Annotated in this window: 14 protein-coding genes; 3 read left to right on the forward strand and 11 right to left on the reverse strand. The window is 71.8% G+C overall.

The window, feature by feature from the left end; all coding sequences use genetic code 11:
* Positions 1-103: 103 nt before the first annotated feature.
* Both BXA03_RS09115 and BXA03_RS09120 read left to right on the forward strand, forming a co-directional pair.
* Positions 104-3,034 carry an FAD-dependent oxidoreductase gene (locus BXA03_RS09115; RefSeq protein ID WP_076506390.1) on the forward strand — a complete coding sequence of 977 codons (2,931 nt, stop codon included), beginning with the start codon at positions 104-106 and terminating at the stop codon, positions 3,032-3,034.
* 11 nt (positions 3,035-3,045) lie between these two features.
* Positions 3,046-4,308 carry a M20/M25/M40 family metallo-hydrolase gene (locus tag BXA03_RS09120; RefSeq protein ID WP_076506393.1) on the forward strand — a complete coding sequence of 421 codons (1,263 nt, stop codon included), beginning with the start codon at positions 3,046-3,048 and terminating at the stop codon, positions 4,306-4,308.
* Between the two features lie 61 nt (positions 4,309-4,369).
* Here the strand turns inward: BXA03_RS09120 and BXA03_RS09125 are convergent, their stop codons facing one another.
* From BXA03_RS09125 to BXA03_RS09150, 6 genes are read right to left on the reverse strand one after another with little or no spacing between them, the layout of a single operon-like run.
* Positions 4,370-5,161, reverse strand: coding sequence for an SDR family NAD(P)-dependent oxidoreductase (locus BXA03_RS09125; protein WP_076506396.1), 792 nt, complete (start codon positions 5,159-5,161; stop codon positions 4,370-4,372).
* A complete protein-coding gene (locus tag BXA03_RS09130) occupies positions 5,158-5,670 on the reverse strand; it encodes a nuclear transport factor 2 family protein (RefSeq protein WP_076506399.1) in 513 nt (170 codons plus the stop codon). The genes BXA03_RS09125 and BXA03_RS09130 overlap by 4 nt, the downstream gene beginning before the upstream one ends.
* Positions 5,671-5,681: 11 nt before the next feature.
* Positions 5,682-6,536 carry an SDR family NAD(P)-dependent oxidoreductase gene (locus BXA03_RS09135; protein WP_076506401.1) on the reverse strand — a complete coding sequence of 285 codons (855 nt, stop codon included), beginning with the start codon at positions 6,534-6,536 and terminating at the stop codon, positions 5,682-5,684.
* Positions 6,533-7,504 (reverse strand): Bug family tripartite tricarboxylate transporter substrate binding protein, encoded by a 972-nt coding sequence (locus tag BXA03_RS09140; protein WP_076506404.1) that lies wholly within the window; start codon positions 7,502-7,504, stop codon positions 6,533-6,535. Before BXA03_RS09140 ends, BXA03_RS09135 begins: the two co-directional genes overlap by 4 nt.
* Positions 7,501-8,112: a carboxymuconolactone decarboxylase family protein gene (locus BXA03_RS09145; RefSeq protein WP_076506407.1), complete on the reverse strand. Its 612-nt coding sequence runs from the start codon at positions 8,110-8,112 to the stop codon at positions 7,501-7,503. Before BXA03_RS09145 ends, BXA03_RS09140 begins: the two co-directional genes overlap by 4 nt.
* 22 nt (positions 8,113-8,134) lie before the next feature.
* The gene (locus BXA03_RS09150; RefSeq protein WP_076506410.1) at positions 8,135-8,992 is read right to left on the reverse strand and encodes an SDR family NAD(P)-dependent oxidoreductase; all 858 of its coding nucleotides are present in this window, start codon (positions 8,990-8,992) and stop codon (positions 8,135-8,137) included.
* A gap of 139 nt (positions 8,993-9,131) precedes the next feature.
* Here BXA03_RS09150 and BXA03_RS09155 point away from each other — a divergent pair, with 139 nt between their 5' ends.
* On the forward strand, positions 9,132-10,175 hold the full coding sequence (locus BXA03_RS09155; RefSeq protein ID WP_076506413.1) for a substrate-binding domain-containing protein: 1,044 nt from the start codon (positions 9,132-9,134) through the stop codon (positions 10,173-10,175).
* A 25-nt stretch (positions 10,176-10,200) separates the two neighbouring features.
* Here BXA03_RS09155 and BXA03_RS09160 read toward each other — a convergent pair whose 3' ends face one another.
* Genes BXA03_RS09160 through BXA03_RS09180 form a run of 5 tightly spaced genes read right to left on the reverse strand, consistent with a single transcriptional unit; the run spans position 10,201 to position 16,533 of the window.
* Positions 10,201-11,148: an NAD(P)H-dependent flavin oxidoreductase gene (locus BXA03_RS09160; protein ID WP_076506416.1), complete on the reverse strand. Its 948-nt coding sequence runs from the start codon at positions 11,146-11,148 to the stop codon at positions 10,201-10,203.
* Positions 11,145-12,137: an NAD(P)H-dependent flavin oxidoreductase gene (locus tag BXA03_RS09165; protein WP_076506419.1), complete on the reverse strand. Its 993-nt coding sequence runs from the start codon at positions 12,135-12,137 to the stop codon at positions 11,145-11,147. Before BXA03_RS09165 ends, BXA03_RS09160 begins: the two co-directional genes overlap by 4 nt.
* Positions 12,134-13,243 carry a CaiB/BaiF CoA transferase family protein gene (locus tag BXA03_RS09170; RefSeq protein WP_076506422.1) on the reverse strand — a complete coding sequence of 370 codons (1,110 nt, stop codon included), beginning with the start codon at positions 13,241-13,243 and terminating at the stop codon, positions 12,134-12,136. The genes BXA03_RS09165 and BXA03_RS09170 overlap by 4 nt, the downstream gene beginning before the upstream one ends.
* Entirely contained in the window at positions 13,240-15,372 is a 2,133-nt protein-coding gene (locus tag BXA03_RS09175) for an acetate--CoA ligase family protein (RefSeq protein WP_076506424.1), read from the reverse strand. The genes BXA03_RS09170 and BXA03_RS09175 overlap by 4 nt, the downstream gene beginning before the upstream one ends.
* 15 nt (positions 15,373-15,387) lie before the next feature.
* Positions 15,388-16,533 carry an acyl-CoA dehydrogenase family protein gene (locus BXA03_RS09180; protein ID WP_076506427.1) on the reverse strand — a complete coding sequence of 382 codons (1,146 nt, stop codon included), beginning with the start codon at positions 16,531-16,533 and terminating at the stop codon, positions 15,388-15,390.
* Positions 16,534-16,554: the final 21 nt, after the last annotated feature.

Raw genomic sequence — 16,554 nt, forward strand, 5'->3', positions numbered from 1 at the left:
CGGTCCTTGCTCGAAAAAGGGTCGCGATACGATTGGTATACGTGCAGTATACGTATACGATATGTGAAATCAACACGATTTCGCAGCTGCCGTTTTTCCGCCGATGACCGACCTTCGACTTCGCCACCCCGCCATCGGCACGGCCGGCCGCGCCATCCGCTTTCATTACGACGGGCAGCCTGTGGCGGCCATTGCGGGCGAGACGGTGGCCGCGGCGCTGACGGCCGCCGGCCATGTCGCCCTGCGCCACACGCGCAGCGGCGAACGCCGCGGCCTCTATTGCGGCATGGGCGCCTGCCAGGACTGCCTGGTCACCATCGACGGCCGCGCGAGCCAGCGCGCCTGCCTGACCAAGGTGGAGGAAGGCCAGGACATCCGGTCGCAGATGCCGGCGGGCACGCCCGAAGACCCGCTGCGTCCGCTCACCCCGCCGGCGGGCGTGGCGCCCGATGAGCGCACGGTCGACCTGCTGGTGATCGGCGCCGGTCCCGCAGGCCTCGCGGCGGCCCGCACGGCCGCGTCCACGGGCCTGTCCGTGCTCGTGCTCGACGAGCGGCCGCAGCCGGGCGGCCAATACTTCAAGCCGCTCGCGCCTTCGCATCGCAGCGATGTGCCGCTCGACCGCCAGTTCGCCCAGGGCGACGCTCTGCGACACGCGGCCGAGGCGGCTGGCGTTCGCTTCGCGCAGGGCGCGCAGGTGTGGGCAGCCTTCTCGCCGCAGGAAGTCGGGGCGCTGATCGACGACCGGTCGACGGTGGTGCGCTGCCGACAGCTGGTGATCGCGCCCGGCGCATACGAGCGGCCGGTGCCCTTTCCCGGTTGGACGCTGCCCGGCGTGATGACCACCGGCGCGGCCCAGACCCTGGCGCGCGCCTACCGCGTCGCGCCGGGCGAGCGGGTGCTGATCGCCGGCAACGGCCCGCTCAACCTGCAGCTGGCGGTGGAACTGCTCCAGGGCGGTGCCCGGGTGATGGCGGTGGTGGAGTCGGCCCCCGCGCCGTCCGCCGCGCAGATCAAGCCCGCCCTCGCGGCGATGCGCGCGGCACCCGACCTCGTGTGGCAGGGCGCCCGCTACCTGCGGCTGCTGCGCCGTGCCGGCGTGCCCGTGCTGTGGGGCCGGCATGTGGTGGCCGCCGAGGGCGAGGAGCGGGTGCGCCGCGTGATGGTCGCCGGGCACGCCGTGCCATCGCAGACCACTGCCTTCGACGTGGACACCCTGTGCCTCGGCTACGGCTTCATCCCGTCCACCGAGCTGGCCCGCATGCTGGGCTGCGCGCACCACGCGGCCGGCCGGCATCTGGGCCACCTGGCCACGACGACGGCCGAGGATGGCGCCACGTCCGTGCCCGGCGTGTACGTGGTGGGCGACGGTGCCGACCTGGGCGGTGCGCGGGTGGCGCTGGCCCGCGGCACGCTGGCCGGTGCCGCCGTGGCACGCGCCCTGGGCCGCACCGTGGCTGCCGACGCGCGCACGGTCACCGACCTGCACCGCGCCGAGGCCTTCCAGCGCGCCCTGTGGACGCTCTACCAGGCCCCTCCCCTCTCTCTGGCCGCGTTGCCCGACGACACGGTGCTGTGCCGCTGTGAGGAGATCCGCTTCGGCGACGTGCGTGCGCAGATCCGCGCCGGCCGCGACTCGCTGGCCGCCATCAAGCGCAACACCCGGCTCGGCATGGGCCGCTGCCAGGGCCGCTACTGCGCCGTGACCGCCGCCAGACTGGTGACCGAGATGACCGGCCGCGCCGTGGCGCCCGAGCAGTACCTGGCACCGCGCCCCCCGGCCAAGCCGGTGCCGGCCGGGGCATTGGGTTTCGAGAAGCCCGAATGGGGCGGCCACAAGCCGGCCATCACGCCCAACCTGGCCCGGCCCGTGGAGACGGCGCCGCTGCCCGACATGCAGGCCGACGTGGTCGTCATCGGCGCAGGCGTGCTCGGTTCCTCGCTCGCCTACTACCTGTCGCAGGCCGGCCAGGACGTGCTGGTGCTTGACCGCGACGAGCTCAACCTGCAGGCCTCAGGCGCCAACGCCGGCAGCCTGCATGTGCAGCTGCTGAGCTTCGACTTCGGCGCCAAGGCCCAGGCCGGAGGCGGGCCCGCTGCGGCCACGCTGCCGCTGGGGCCGCTGTCGGTGCGGCTGTGGCAGCAGATCGAGCAGGACTGCGGCGAGGACCTGGAGATCAAGATCACCGGCGGCCTGATGGTGGCCGACAGCGAGGCCGGCATGCGCTTCATCGAGGCCAAGGCCGCGCTGGAACGCCAGCATGGCATCGAGGCCCATGTGATCGACGGCACCGAGCTGCGGCGCCTGTCACCGGCCCTGTCCGAGGGCCTGCTGGGCGCCGAGCTGTGCCCTATGGAAGGCAAGATCAACCCGCTGCGCGCCACCTATGCGCTGGCCACCCGGGCCCAGGCGCAGGGGGCGCGCTTCGTGCGCGGCTGCAACGTGCAGTCCATCGAGCGGTTGCCGGGCGACGGTGCCGGCTTCGTGCTTGCCACCTCGCGCGGCACCGTGCGGGCGCGCCGGCTGGTCAACGCCAGCGGGGCCTGGTCGAGCGCGGTGGGCGAGATGCTGGGCGTGCGCATCCCGGTGCAGGGCGCGCCGCTCCAGATGATCGTGACCGAGCCCGCGCCGCCCCTGGTGGACCACCTGATCGCCCACGCCGACCGGCACCTCAGCCTCAAGCAGGCGGCCAGTGGCGGCCTGCTCATCGGGGGCGGCTGGACGGCCGCCTTCGATCCGGCCATGCGCCTCAACCGCGCGGTGCGCGACAGCCTCGAAGGCAGCCTGTGGGTCGCGCGACATGTGCTGCCGGCGGTGGCGGGCCTGCACATGGTGCGCTGCTGGGCGGGCATGAACGTCAACATCGACGGCGCGCCGCTCCTGGGCGAAGTGCCCGGCGTGCCGGGCTTCTACAACGCCGTGACCTCCAACGGCTACACGCTGGCGCCCATCGCCGGCAAGCTGGTGACCGACCTGCTGGTGCATGGCGATGCCGGGATGGACCTCACGCCCTTTCGCATCGACCGCTTCTGACCTTCTCTCGAATGACCGAGCCGACCCTCACGCCCGAGGCCGCCCGCACGCTGATGCGCGGCTTCATCGACGACCACTTCGACGAGCAGGTCGACATGCTTTCGGCGCTGGTGCGCTGCCCTTCCGACAACCCGCCCGGCGACTGCGCACCCCATGCAGAGCTGGCCGCCCGCCTGTACGAGGCGCAGGGCTTCACCGTCGAACGCCACCCTGTGCCCGCCGAAGAGGCCGCGCGCCATGGCATGCGCAGCGTGGTCAACCTGATCGTGCGTGAGCGCTTCGGTGACGGCCCGGTGGTGGGCCTCAATGCACACGGCGACGTGGTGCCCCCCGGGGCCGGCTGGAGCACCGATCCCTACGGCGGCGAGGTGCAGGGCGGCTGGCTCTACGGCCGCGGTGCGGCCGTGTCCAAGTCCGACTTCACCACCTACGGCCAGGCCCTGCGCGCACTGCGCGCCGCCCATGCGGCCGGCCTGCCGCTGGCCGGCAGCGTGGAGCTGCACCTGACCTACGACGAGGAAACCGGCGGCATGACCGGCCCCGGCTGGCTGCTGTCGCAGGGGCTCAGCCGGCCCGACTACGTGCTGTCGGCCGCCTTCAGCCACCACGTCGTGGTGGCCCACAACGGCTGCCTGCATCTCGAAGTGACGCTGCATGGCCTGTCGGCCCATGCGGCGCGGCCCGACACCGGCCACGACGCCATCGAGGCCGCCGCCCATCTGCTGCCCGCGCTCTACCGCTACCGCGACGGCCTGGCACGGCGGCCGTCGGCCACGCCGGGCATCACGCATCCCACCCTGGTCGTCGGGCTGATCGAAGGCGGCATCAACACCAACGTGGTGGCCGACCGGCTGACGCTGCGCATCGACCGCCGCATCGTTCCCGAGGAAGTACCCGAGCAGGTCGAGGCCGAGTTGCGCGAGGTGATCGAAGGGGCCTGCGCAGCGCTGCCCGGCATCCGCGCGGAGGTGCGGCAGATCCTGCTGGCGCGGCCCTTCGCGCCGGCGCCCGGCAGCGAAGCCTTCGTGGAACTGGTCTGCCGCGAGGCCAGCGCGGTGATGGGCCAGCCGGTCACGCCCATCGGCGTGCCGCTCTACACCGATGCGCGGCTCTATGCCGAGGCCGGCATCCCGACCGTGATGTTCGGTGCCGGCCCCAAGAGCCTGATCGAGGCCAACGGCCACCGGGCCGACGAGCGCGTGCCGCTGCACGAGTTGCGATTGGCCACGGTGGCGGTGGCCAACGTGCTGCTGGCCTTGCTGACACCGCGGTGAGCGCGTCGCGCAGGCGTCGGTGCCCGTGCGCCCGCGGGCCTGCGAGGCGTGATGCGGACCTTCACCGCGCCGAGGCGCCGCCGTCCACCGGGATGATGGCGCCCGTCATGTAGCTGGAGGCCGGCGAGGCCAGCAACAGGGCCAGGCCCTGGATCTCGCGCGGGTCGGCCACGCGGCCCAGCGGGATGTAGGTGCGCATGCGCTCGACCGATTCGGGCAGGCGCAGCCGGCCACCATTGATGCCGGTCGAAAAGGGGCCGGGCGCGATGGCGTTGACCAGCACGTTGAAGGGCGCCAGCTCCATCGCGGCCTGCCTCACCAGGTTGTTCACCGCCGCCTTGGAGGCCACATAGGCATAGCCCGACAGCGCCTCCGAGCGCAGCCCGGCGATGGACGAGGTGACCACGATGCGGCCTTGCCCGCGCGGCTTCATGTGACGGGCGGCGGCACGCACGGTCACCAGCACGCTGTCGAGGTTGATGCGCAGCACACGGTCCCAGTTGGCCATGTCCAGGTTCTCCAGGCGGCCGGTGTCGACCATGAAGCCGCGGCCCGCGCTGATGCCCGCGTTGGCGAACACGCAGTCCAGCGCGCCATGCCGCGCGGCGGCATCGTCGATCAGCGCATCGACCGCGCCGGGCGCGGTGACGTCGAGCACGGTCGACTCGGCCAGCGGATGCGCGGCCAGCAGGCGCTGGTGCTCGGTGGCGAGCGCGTCGGCGTCCACGTCCGTCATCACCGTGCGTGCGCCGGCCTGCAGCATGGCCTCGGCGATGGCCAGGCCCAGGCCGCTGGCGGCACCGGTCACCACGACCGTGCGGCCGCTCAGGTCGAAGAGCGCGGGCAGGCTCATTGGGCGGCCTCCTTCTTCTTCTGCACGGGCAGCAGGTGTTCCCAGTGCTCGGCGGCCTCGATCATGTAGTGCACCGTCAGCACCACGCGCTGGAAGAGCCAGCGCCCGTCGAGGCGGATGTATTCGTCGTCGAAGCGACCGACCACGTACAGGCTCTTGCCCTGGCTGACGGGGCGGCCATCCATGTAGCTGCGACCGGTGCCGCGGTCGCCCTGCAGCTCGATCTCGTGCTGGTGGATGAACTGCCGCGCATGCTGCACCGGAAAGTCCTGGAAGAAGCGGCGGATCGCCTCGCGGCCCCGCACCTCCGGCCGGCCGTTGTAGACCACCGTGGCCTCGGGCGCGAAGAGTTCGTACAGGCGCGGGCCCTCGTCCTCGTTGACCAGTTCGTGGTAACGGTTGCGCAGGGCGCGGATGGCGTCCAGGTCGTCCTGCCGGTCGAGCCGGGCCTGCAGTTGCGCGACCTGGGCAGCCAGGCGCGCCAGTTCGGTGTCGGGGGTGGTCGTCATCAGGGGTTCCTTCAAGGTTGAGCGGTCGGCCCGCCTTCCGCCGTGGGCGGATGCTGGGCGCGGAAGTCGTCGAGGATGCGATGCATGCGGCGCTCGACGGACGCGCCGGTGTGGGCATGCGGAATCACGTAGAAGCGCTGCTGATGGATGGCCTCGAGCGTGAGCGCCGCCACCTCCGCTGCACCGATGGGCGAGGCCGCCATGCCGACCCGCACCCGCTCCTCGTAGGCCGCGGCCGGGGGAACGGTGCGATCGAGACCGGCGGGCCGGTTGCGGCCCGACTGGTGGATGCCGGTGGGCAGCAGCGAGGGGCACAGCACCGACACGCCGATGGGCGCGCCGGCCTGCAGCAGGTCGTGCGCCAGGCATTCGCTGAACGCCACCACTGCATGCTTGGTGGCCGCGTAGACGCCCGAGCCCGCCAGCGTGGCGAGCCCGGCGGCCGAGGCCGTGTTGACCACATGCGCGCGCGTGCCGCGGGCCAGCATGCGCGGCACGAAGCAGCGCACGCCATGGGCCACGCCCATCACGTTGACATGCCACAGCCACTGCCAGTCGTCCGCCGTCGCCAGCCAAGCCGGGCCGAGCACGGCCACGCCGGCGTTGTTGAACAGCCAGTCCACGCCGCCGTATTCGGCCTCGCAGGCCTGGGCGAAGGCCTCGACGTCCTGCTCGCGGCCCACGTCGCCCACCTGACTGATGACGGGCACGCCGAGCGCGCCGGCCAGTGCCGCGGTCTCGGCAAGCGCCGTGGCCTCGATGTCGGTCAGCGCCAGGGCCATGCCCTCGCGCGCACAGGCCAGTGCCAGTTCGCGGCCGATGCCGCTGCCGGCACCGGTGACCGCCGCCACGCGAAGGCGGCTCATTCGGGCGTGATCCCGGCGTCGCGCAGCACGCCTTCCCACCGCGCGGCCTCGGCGGCCACGTAGGCCTGGAACTGCGCATGGGGCATGTCGATGGTGAAGCTCTCCACCGATTCGAGCGTGCGCCGCACCTCGGGCGTCTTCAAGGTCTCGTCCACCGCGTCGGAGAGGCGCTGCACGATGGCGGCCGGCGTCCTGGCGGGCGCGAAAAGTCCGCCCCAGCTCTGGGACTCGATGCCCGGAAAGCCGGCCTCGGCCATCGTCGGCACGTCCGGCAGGCTGGGCATGCGCGGGCTGCGCGTCACGGCCAGGGGTCGCAGCTTGCCACTGCGGATCTGCGGGCCCGAGGTCTGCACGAAGTCGAACATCGCGTCCAGGTTGCCGGCCACCAGGTCCACCAGGGCGGTGGAGCTGGACTTGTAGGGCACATGCGTGAAGCGCGCGCCGGTGCGGTTTTGCAGCAGCTCCAGGCAGAGGTGGCCTGAGGTGCCCTTGCCGCCCGAGCCGAAGTTGAGCTTGCCCGGGTTGGCCTTGCCGTAGGCCACCAGCTCGGCCACGGACTGGATCTTGAGCGTGGGGTTGACCACCAGCACCGTCGCATTGCCCGACAGCCCGTGGATGGCGACGAAGTCCTTCACCGGGTCATAACGGATGGTCTTGTAGATGGCGCTGTTGGTGCCCTGGGTGCCTTGCGTGCCGATGAGCAGGGTGTAGCCGTCCGGCGCGGCGCGGGCCACGACCTCGGCGCCCAGTGAGCCGCTCACGCCCGCGCGGTTGTCGATGACGATGGGCTGGCCCAGCCGGCTGGCGAGCACGCGTGCGATGACGCGGGCCTGCTGGTCGACCACGCTGCCGGCGCTGAAGGGCACGACGAGCGTGATGGGCCCCTGGGGATAGGCCTGGGCACGGGCCAGCGGCGCCACGCCGAGGGCACCGAGGGCGAGCGAGAAATGGCGGCGGTTCAGGGTCATGACTTGTCTCCTTGTGCGGTGTTGGCGGCCCCTGCGGCTTGCGTGCCGAGCACGCCCGACCACTGCGAGAAGCCAGCCAGCGGGTCCTTGTCTTCGATGTCGACCTCGAAGTTCTCGAGCACGCGGCACACGAGCATGTAGTAGCCGATGGTCATGACGATCTCCATCAGCTGCTGGTGCGGCAGCTGGGCCGACAGCGCATCGAAGCAGTCGGCGGGCGCCTTCACCTGCCGGACCACCGCGTCGGTGAAGCGCAGCACCTGCTGCGCCAGCGGGTCGAAGGCCTCGGCGGGCGCCTCGCCGTCCGTGCCCGAGAGCACGGCCTCGATCTGCGTGGCCGGCACGCCGGCCTGCGCGGCCACGCGCCGGTGCTGGAACACCTCGTACGCCGAGCCGCACAGGGCGCCCACGCGCAGGATCACCAGCTCACGCAGCGGGGCCGGCAGCGAGGAGCGACGCAGGATTGCGCTGCCCAGGCCGAGGAAGCCCTCGCCCGTCGGGCCGCCGTGCGCCACCATGCGGTAGATGTTGAGGGGCGGCCGGTCGCTCAACAGGCGCTGGAAGCCTTCGGGCGCCTGGGCCAGATCGAAGTAGGGAATGCGTGCCATGGTGGAGTCCTGGGGCACGCCGTCACTTGCGCGAGATGCCGCCGATCAGCCCGCCGTCGACCACCAGCGCGTGCGCGTTCACGTAGGACGATTCGTTCGACATGAGGAAGAGTGCGGCATGCGCCACCTCCCAGCCCGTGCCCTGGCGGCCGAAGGGCAGCGGCATGGCCAGCCGGTCGGTGCGGCGGCGCGTGGCGGCGCGACCGATGGGCGTGTCCATGAGGCCCGGCAGCAGGCTGTTGCAGCGGATGCCCTTGGCCTGGCCCGCCATCGCGATGGACCGCGACAGCGACACCTGCGCGGCCTTGGTGGTCTCGTAGGCGGGATTGAAGCTGGAGTTGCGCAGCGCCGCGATGGACGAGAGCAGGATGATCGAGCCGCCCGGCGCCATGTGCCGCAACGCCTGCTGGCCGAAGAGCATGCAGGCGCGCACGTTGACCGCATGCTCCGCATCCCACGCCTGGGCCGACTGCGCATCGAGCGACAGGCCACTGGCCACGCCCACCACCATCACCAGCCCGTCCAGGCCCTGCATGCGGGCGGTGGCGCGCTCCACCACGCCGGGGATGGCCTCGGCATCCGCCACGTCGGCCACCTCTTCATGCGCGGTGCCGCCGGCCTCGCGCACCAGCGCGCAGGTCTGCGCGAGCGCGGCGGGGTTGATGTCCACGCAGCTGAGCGTGGCGCCTTCATGCGCGAACAGCTGCGAGATGGCGCGGCCGTTGCCCACGGGCGGCTGCGGATCGTCGATGTCGCGCTGGCCGGCGCCCACCACCAGGATGCGGCGCCCTGCCAGTCGGCCGGACGAGGGGCGGAGCCGGCCCAGCGCCTCGTCGTAGAGCTGGGCATCGGGCTGGATGGCGGGGGCGGATGAGGACATGTGCGAGGTCTCCTTGGGCTGTCTGCAACGCTTCGGAAAGGCTGCATCGTGCCGAATTGGAAACGTTTCCGGCCTAGCGCTAACCCTCGACTGCTGTCACCTAAGATGCAGCCATGGTGTGGACTGGAAACGTATCCGGATGAAGGCAGACAAGGGACGCGTGGACCTGCGCGACGTGGCGCGGCTGGCCGGGGTATCGCTGGGCAGTGCCTCGCGTGCGATGAACGGCGCGGGCGCCTCGGCGGCGACGCGCGAGAAGGTCGAGCGGGCCGCCGCCACCCTGGGCTGGCGGCCCAACCATGCGGCGCAGGCCCTGCGCTCCCGGCTCAGCCGCACGGTGGGTTGCCTGCTGCCGGACATCGGCAACCCGCTGTATGCGCAGGTCTTCCGGGCGCTGGAGGACGAGTTCCTCGCGCTCGGCTACCTGCCGCTGCTGGCCAACGGGGCCAACGACCTGGAGCGCGAACTGCGCACGCTGTCCATGTTCATGCAGCGCGGCATGGACGGCGTGGTCCTGGCGCCCGGCAACGAGCGCAGCCCCGAACTCGTTGAGGCGCTGCGGACGCTGCCCATGCCGGCCGTGGTCTTCGACCGCGAACTGCCGGGTGCGCACGACAGCGTCGTCATCGACCATGCGGCCGGCGTGCGTGCGGCGGTGGAGCGGCTCATGGCGCTGGGCCACCGCGACGTCGCGCTGGTGCTGTGGCAAGGCGAGACGCGGCCTGTTCGCCGGCGCATCCAGGGCTACAGGGCGGCCTATGCCGCCGCGGGCCTGCCGGTGCCCGACCTGATCGTGCAGGCGCAGAGCGTGACGGCCTCCGCCTTCGACGAGATCGTCGAACTGCTGGCGCGTCCCGCGCGGCCGACGGCGCTGATCGTGCAGGGCACGCACATGCTCAACAGCGCACTGCGCGCGGTGGCGTCGCGCGGGCTTCGCATGCCGCAGGACGTCTCCATCGTCGCCATCGGCGATACCGCCTTCGCCCGCGACCATGAGCCCGCGGTGTCGGTGCTGACCATCGACATGGCGGACGCGGCGCGGCGCCTGGCCCGGCTGCTGGTGGACCGCATCGCCGAGCCCGGCCTGCCGGCGCGGCGCGAGCGCGTCGAACTGCGCTATGAAGAGCGGGCCTCCGTCGCCGCCTTCAGCGCCGATCCCAGGCCCGCGAGCCGGCGGCGCTGAATCGCGCAGCCAGCGGCGCGCGGCCTCAGTGCGCTGCGCTCTCGTACTCCGCCCGCAGCTCTCGCACCAGCGCTTCCACGCTCTGCACCTCGCGCACGGCCGACACCGTGTGCCCGCCGCTCCAGATGTCGGTCCAGCGCTGGCTGGCCGCGCCTTCCGAGCCGCCGCCCCAGCGGCGGCGCGCCTCTTCCACCGACGTGCTTTCATCCAGCGTGTTCACGTCGATGCCCAGCCGCTCGGCCGACTGGCGCAGGAAGCTCGCCGGCAGTCCGGTGAAGGCGCGCGTCAGCAGCACGTCGTCGATGCCGGCGTCGCACAGCATCTGGCGATAGCCCTCGCTCGCCAGGCTTTCCTGCGTGGCGATGAAGCGCGTGCCCATGATCCCGAGGTTGCAGCCCAGTGTCATCGCCGCGCGCAGGGCCACGCCGTCGGCCATGCCACCTGCCAGCACGATGGGGCCGTCGAACACGCGGCGCACGGCGCGCACGAAGGCGAAGGGATTGGCCCAGCCCGTGTGGCCACCCGCGCCGGCGGTCAGCAGCACCAGGCCGTCCACGCCGGACGCGATGGCCCGCTCCGCATGGTGCAGCGAGGCCACGTCCGCGAAGACCCGGCAGCCGCCGTCGTGCAGCACCGGCACGACGGACGAGGGCGAGCCCACGCTGGTGATGACGAGCCGCGCGCGATGGCGGGCGATCAGGTCGACCTCCGCCCGGACCTTGGCCGGGTCGCGCCGCATGATCAGGTTGGGGCAGTACGGCGCCACCGTCTCGCCGCCGGTGCGGGCCTCGTCGTCCAGCCGCGACATCCACGCGTCCAGCTCGTCGAGCGAGCGGCAGTTGGCAGTGGGAAAGGCGCCGATCACGCCGTTGCGGCAGGCGGCGGACACGAGCTCGATGCCCGACACGCGCAGCATGGGCGCGGCGATCACGGGCAGGGCCAGGCGGCCGAGAAAGTCCAGGGAATCGTTCATGGCAGCAGGGGGGATAGGGCGCGCATCGCGTCCCGGCACTGGGCCAGCAACTCGTCGACGATGGCGTCCAGGGGTTGGATGCGGTGGGCGAAGGCGATGGCGGGGCCCAGGGACAGCATGCCCTGCTGCCAGTCGCCGCCTTCGTAGCAGGCGTCGCGCGCCAGGCGGCCGGCGATCAGGCCGCCGAAGGCCGCGTGGTCGGTGGCGCCGGCGCGTTCGATGGCTTCGATCTGGCGCGCCGTCTCGTTGCGCAGCACGCGCCAGGTGTTGCCCAGCGATTGCAGCAGGCGCACGGTGCTGTGCTCGTCGCAGTCGACCAGGTGCGCCTTGTAGGCCGGATGGGCCGAGATCTCTTCGCAGACCAGGAAGCGGCTGCCCATGAGCACGCCGTCCGCGCCCAGGGCCAGCGCGGCCGCCAGTTGCCGGCCGTGGCCGATGCCACCGCCCAGCACCAGCGGCACGGTGATGCGTTCGCGTGCCAGCGCGCCCATCAGCATGGTGGGCAGCTCGTTCATGCCCGGATGGCCGCCCTCCTCCATGCCCACGAGCGCAATCGCATCGGCACCGGCCGTCTGCGCCGCCAGGCCATGGCGCAGGCTGGAGGCCTTGTGGACCACGATGCCGCCTGCCGCATGGATGGTTTCGATGAGGGCCTGCGGGCCGTAGCCGGCCGTCTCGAAATGGCGCACGCCGTGGGCGAGCGCCATGTCCAGCCAGCGCGGCACCTCGGCATTGGCCTCGGGCCGGGCGGAGAGCGTGAGGTTGACGCCGAAGGCCTGGCCCTGCGACAGATCGCTGCAACGCTGCAATTGCGTGCGCCATTCGGCCTCGCCCGCAAAGGAGCGTGGCGTCATGAAGCCCATGCAGCCCGCGCGTGCCAGCGCACCCACGTACGCGGCATCGGACAGCCACATGAGTCCGCCGCCCAGCACCGGATGACGGATGCCGAACAGCTGCGTCAGCCGCGTCTGTAGCAGGGCGGGCGTCATGGCGCAGCGCTGGCGCTGTCCAGCGCGGGTGCGCCGGACAGCGCGTGCGGATCGACACCGCGCAGGCCCACCGGGAAGGGCACCGCCGCCAGCGGCTCGCGGCCGAGGAAGCGGCCACGGTCTGCGAACTGGGCCGTGGCGACGAGTTCGGTGGGCGCCACCACCGGCGCCACCGGCAGGTCGGCCCGCGCCAGCCGCTCGAAGGCGGCGTCGGCATCCAGCGCCGCGACCTGCGCCGCCAGCTGCGCATTGATGCCCTCGGCCTCGGCCTTGCGTGCCGCGAAGCCGCGGTAGCGCGCATCGGCGAAGGGGCCCATGTCCAGCACTTCGCACAGCCGCGCCCAGAAGTGGTCTTCCAGCGCGGCGACCGACAGGTGCCGGCCGTCGCGGCAGCGGAAGATGCCGTAGGCCGGCTTGACCAGCGCCATGCCGCGCTGCGCTTCCAGGGTGGTCGTGCCGCCATCGCGGAAGCTGCCCAGCCGCGGCGTCATCCAGTGCAGGGCGCAGTCGGCGAGGGCCACGTCCAGATGCTGGCCGAGGCCGCTGTGCCGGCGTTGCAGCAGGGCGGCCAGCGTGGCCGACAGCGCATACATCGCGCCGCACAGGTCGGCGGCCGGCAGACCGAAGCCGGGTGCGGGCGGTCCGCCGGGCTCGCCGGACAGTGCCATCACGCCCGCGGCGGCCAGGTAGTTGATGTCGTGGCCGGGGAGCTGTGCCCAAGGACCCGTCTGCCCGTAGCCGCTCAGCGACACGTAGACCAGGCGCGGATGCGCGGCCTGCAGGCTGGCATGGTCCAGGCCCAGCCGGGCCATCACGCCGGGCCGGTAGGACTCGACCAGCACGTCGGCTCCGGCCAGCAGGGCATGGGCGCGGGCGCGGCCGGCTTCGTCCTTCAAATCGAGCAGCACGCTCTTCTTGCCGCGGTTGACGGCCTCGAAGCCGCCGGGCCCGAGGCGCCGGGCGTTGTCGCCATGCGGCGGACGCTCGACCTTGATGACCTCGGCGCCCATCTCCGCCAGCATCTGGGTGAAGAAAGGGCCGGGCAGCAGCTCGCTGAAATCCAGCACGGTGATGCCGGCGAGTGGCGGGGCGGGCTGGCCGCTCATGCGCCGTCCAGCATCACGATGACCGCATCCAGCGGCAGAGCACCTTCGCCCTCGCTGCCCACCCACACCGGGTTCAGGTCCATCTCCTCCAGGCGCTCGGCATGGGCCATGACGAAGTCCGAGACGGCGAGCAGCAGGCGCTCCAGCGCGGCGACGTCGGCCGGCGGCTTGCCGCGCGCGCCCTGCAGCAGCGGGTAGCAGCGCATCTCGCGCACCATGGCGCTGGCATCGGCCGGCCGCAGCGGCAGCAGGCGGCGTGTCACGTCGCGCAGCAGCTCCACATAGATGCCGCCCAGGCCGAAGGTCATGACATGGCCGAAGACCGGGTCGCGCGTGACGCCCACCATCAGCTCGAAGCCGCCGCGCGGCGCCATCTTCTCGATCAGCAGCCCGTCGATGGCGGCCTTGGGCTTGTGCTGGCGCACCGAGGCCATGATCGCGTCCCAGGCCTGTTCGACCTCGGCCCCGCTGGCCAGGCCGACCTTCACGCCGCCGATGTCGGACTTGTGCACCACGTCCGGGCTGGCGATCTTGGCGACCACCGGATAGCCCATCTCGTCGGCGATGCGGCGCGCTTCTTCGCGCGTCGCCGCCACGGCCGCAGGCAGCAGCGCGATGCCGGACTGCGCCAGCAGCTGCTTGGCCTCCAGCTCCGACAGGTTGCGCATCGTGCCCGTGGCCGGCACCGACGATGTGGCGGGCAGCGGCCTGCGCGGCTCGCCCAGCCCGCCCGCACGCTGCCAGCGGCCCCACTCGGTCCAGCGCTGCACGGCCTTGAGGGCCTTGCCCACCGAACGCGGCGGCGCGAAGCCGCCTTCGACCAGCAGCCGGTAGCCCTCGCCCAGGCGGTCGCTCATCCAGATCGGGATGATGGGCGTGCTGCTCTGTTGCTGCTGTGCGGCGCGGATGGTGTGGGCCAGGCTCACCGTCGTCGCGCCGTATTCGAGCGCGATGGGCGCGAGCACGCAGCCCACGTTGGGGTCGGTGGTGACGGCGCCCAGCGTCTGCTCGATCAGGTCGGCATCGGCCAGGATGGCCGCGGTGGTGTCCACCGGGTTGTCGATGGCGGCGTAGTCGGGCAGCCGGCTGCGCAGCAGCTCGCGGGTATGTGGTGCGAACTCGGCGAGCTTGAGGCCCGAGGTGCCCACGGCATCGGCCGTGAGCGCGGCCGTGCCGCCCGAGGAGCAGTAGATGCCGATGGCCTCCTGTACCGGCGGCATCGCACGGGCAAAGAGCCAGGCCGTGTCCACCAGTTCGTCGATGTCGTCCACCTCGATCACGCCGTACTGGCGGAACACGGCGCTGTTGACCTCGGCCGAGCCGGTGAGCGAGGCGGTGTGCGACTGGGCGGCGCGCTGGCCGTATTCGGACTTGCCCACCTTCAGCGCGATCACCGGCTTGCCGTTGTCGGCCGCGCACTGCAGGGCGGCCAGCAGGCGGGGGCCGTCCTTGATGCCTTCGAGCAGCGTGATGATGACCTTGATGTCCGGCGCGGTGGCCATGTAGTGGATGAAGTCGGCCACCTGCAGGTCGACCTCGTTGCCGGTGGAGGCCCACAGGCCGATGCCCACGCCGCGCTCCATGGCCTGCATGACGTTGCGGCCCAGGCCGCCGCCCTGCGTGGCCAGGCCGATGGGCCCGGGCACCAGGTCGTGCGGGAAGGAGGGCGAGAAGGTCATGCCCAGCCGCGCATTGATGTTGCACAGGCCCGGGCAGTTGGGCCCGTAGATGCGCATGCCGGCGGCGTCGGCGATCTCCTTCAGGCGCTGCTGGGCGCGCTCGCCCTCGGCGCCGGCCTCGCCGAAGCCGGAGGTCAGGATGACGAGATAGGGCACGCCGCGGGCCGCGCATTCCTCGGCGACGGCCAGCACGCCGGCCGCGGGCACCGCGATGATGGCCACGTCGGGCGTCTGCGGCAGCGCGGCGATGCTGGGCCAGCAGCGCCGGCCGCGCAGCTCGGTCTTGGTGGGATTGACCAGGTACAGCTCGCCGCGGAGGGTCGAGTGGTCGATCAGGTTGGTGAGCGTACGGCCGCCGATGCTGTGGGGCCGGTCGGAGGCACCGACCAGGGCGATGCAGGCAGGGTCGATCAGGCGCGCCAGGTCGGCGCGTTGGGAGGAGGTCGTCATGCGTGCTCCTGCGGCTCAGGCGATGGCCGAGATGCCCAGGATCTCGCGGCCCACGATCAGGGTCTGCACCTCGGTCGTGCCCTCGGGGATGGTGCCGCCGCGCGTGTCGCGGAAGATGCGCTCGATGGGGTAGTCGGTGGCATAGCCCAGGCCGCCGTGCACCTGCAGCGCCATGCTCGCCACTTCGTGCGCGGCCTCGGTGGCGTAGAGCTTGGCGATGGAGGCGGCCGTGCGGGCCTCGCCTTCGGAGTCCAGCGCCGCGGCGGCGCGCAGGCCCAGCGCGCGGGCGGCCTCAACGCGGATCGTCATGTCCACGATCAGCTTCTGCACCAGCTGGAAGCTGCCGATGGGCTTGCCGAACTGGGTGCGCGTGCGTGCATAGTCGATGGACAGGTCCAGCGCCGACTGCGCCGCGCCCACCGCGCCCATGGCGATGTTGACGCGGGCGCTGTCCAGGCCGATCAGCATCTTCTTGAGGGCCTTGCCTTCCTCACCCAGCAGGTTCTCGCGCGGGATGCGCACGTTGTCGAAGTTCAGCTCGGCGGTGCCGGTGCTGCGCAGCACCATGGTGTCCACGCGCCGCACCTCGAAGGGCGACACGTCGCGCTCGACCAGGAAGGTCGACAGCTGACCCTGGCAGTCCGGGCTGAAGGTGCGCGCCACCACGATGCCGAAGTCGCCGAAGGCGCCGTTGGTGATCCACAGCTTGCGGCCGTTGAGCACGTAATGGTCGCCCTGCAGGTCGGCACGGGTCTGCACCTGCGCGATGTTGGAGCCGGTGCCCGGCTCGCTGATGGCGCTGAAGCAGCGGCGCTGATTGGTCAGCAGCGGGCGCAGGAAACGCTCCTTCTGCTCTGGCGTGGCCTCCTGGGCCAGCTTGTTGATCGCGGCGTTGGTGATGTTGAGGATGGTGCGCAGCGACAGCCAGGCATAGCCCGCCTCTTCCATCAGCAGGGCCCAGGTGAGCTGGTCCATGCCCATGCCGCCTTCCTCTTCCGGCAGGCGGCCGCCCAGGTAGCCGAATTCGGCCAGCTTGCCGAGCACCTCGAAGGGAAAGGTGCGGTCCTGGTCGTGGCGCGACACGATGGGCGCGATCTCGGCCTTCATGAAGCGGCGGATGCTGTCGCGCAGCATGGACTGCTCGGAAGAAAGGGTGAACATGGTCTTGTCTCCTGGGTGGTC

This window comes from Pseudacidovorax sp. RU35E, assembly GCF_900156165.1.
Taxonomy (GTDB): Bacteria; Pseudomonadota; Gammaproteobacteria; order Burkholderiales; family Burkholderiaceae_C; genus Xenophilus.

What these genes read in the sequence shown, in the direction of transcription:
- BXA03_RS09135 (WP_076506401.1), bottom strand. Translation starts at nt 6,536, where the DNA reads ATGAGCCGCCTTCGCGTGGCGGCGGTCACCGGTGCCGGCAGCGGCATC.
- BXA03_RS09155 (WP_076506413.1), top strand. Translation starts at nt 9,132, where the DNA reads ATGAAGGCAGACAAGGGACGCGTGGACCTGCGCGACGTGGCGCGGCTG.
- BXA03_RS09165 (WP_076506419.1), bottom strand. Translation starts at nt 12,137, where the DNA reads ATGACGCCCGCCCTGCTACAGACGCGGCTGACGCAGCTGTTCGGCATC.
- BXA03_RS09120 (WP_076506393.1), top strand. Translation starts at nt 3,046, where the DNA reads ATGACCGAGCCGACCCTCACGCCCGAGGCCGCCCGCACGCTGATGCGC.
- BXA03_RS09130 (WP_076506399.1), bottom strand. Translation starts at nt 5,670, where the DNA reads ATGACGACCACCCCCGACACCGAACTGGCGCGCCTGGCTGCCCAGGTC.
- BXA03_RS09125 (WP_076506396.1), bottom strand. Translation starts at nt 5,161, where the DNA reads ATGAGCCTGCCCGCGCTCTTCGACCTGAGCGGCCGCACGGTCGTGGTG.
- BXA03_RS09150 (WP_076506410.1), bottom strand. Translation starts at nt 8,992, where the DNA reads ATGTCCTCATCCGCCCCCGCCATCCAGCCCGATGCCCAGCTCTACGAC.
- BXA03_RS09145 (WP_076506407.1), bottom strand. Translation starts at nt 8,112, where the DNA reads ATGGCACGCATTCCCTACTTCGATCTGGCCCAGGCGCCCGAAGGCTTC.
- BXA03_RS09180 (WP_076506427.1), bottom strand. Translation starts at nt 16,533, where the DNA reads ATGTTCACCCTTTCTTCCGAGCAGTCCATGCTGCGCGACAGCATCCGC.
- BXA03_RS09175 (WP_076506424.1), bottom strand. Translation starts at nt 15,372, where the DNA reads ATGACGACCTCCTCCCAACGCGCCGACCTGGCGCGCCTGATCGACCCT.
- BXA03_RS09160 (WP_076506416.1), bottom strand. Translation starts at nt 11,148, where the DNA reads ATGAACGATTCCCTGGACTTTCTCGGCCGCCTGGCCCTGCCCGTGATC.
- BXA03_RS09140 (WP_076506404.1), bottom strand. Translation starts at nt 7,504, where the DNA reads ATGACCCTGAACCGCCGCCATTTCTCGCTCGCCCTCGGTGCCCTCGGC.
- BXA03_RS09170 (WP_076506422.1), bottom strand. Translation starts at nt 13,243, where the DNA reads ATGAGCGGCCAGCCCGCCCCGCCACTCGCCGGCATCACCGTGCTGGAT.
- BXA03_RS09115 (WP_076506390.1), top strand. Translation starts at nt 104, where the DNA reads ATGACCGACCTTCGACTTCGCCACCCCGCCATCGGCACGGCCGGCCGC.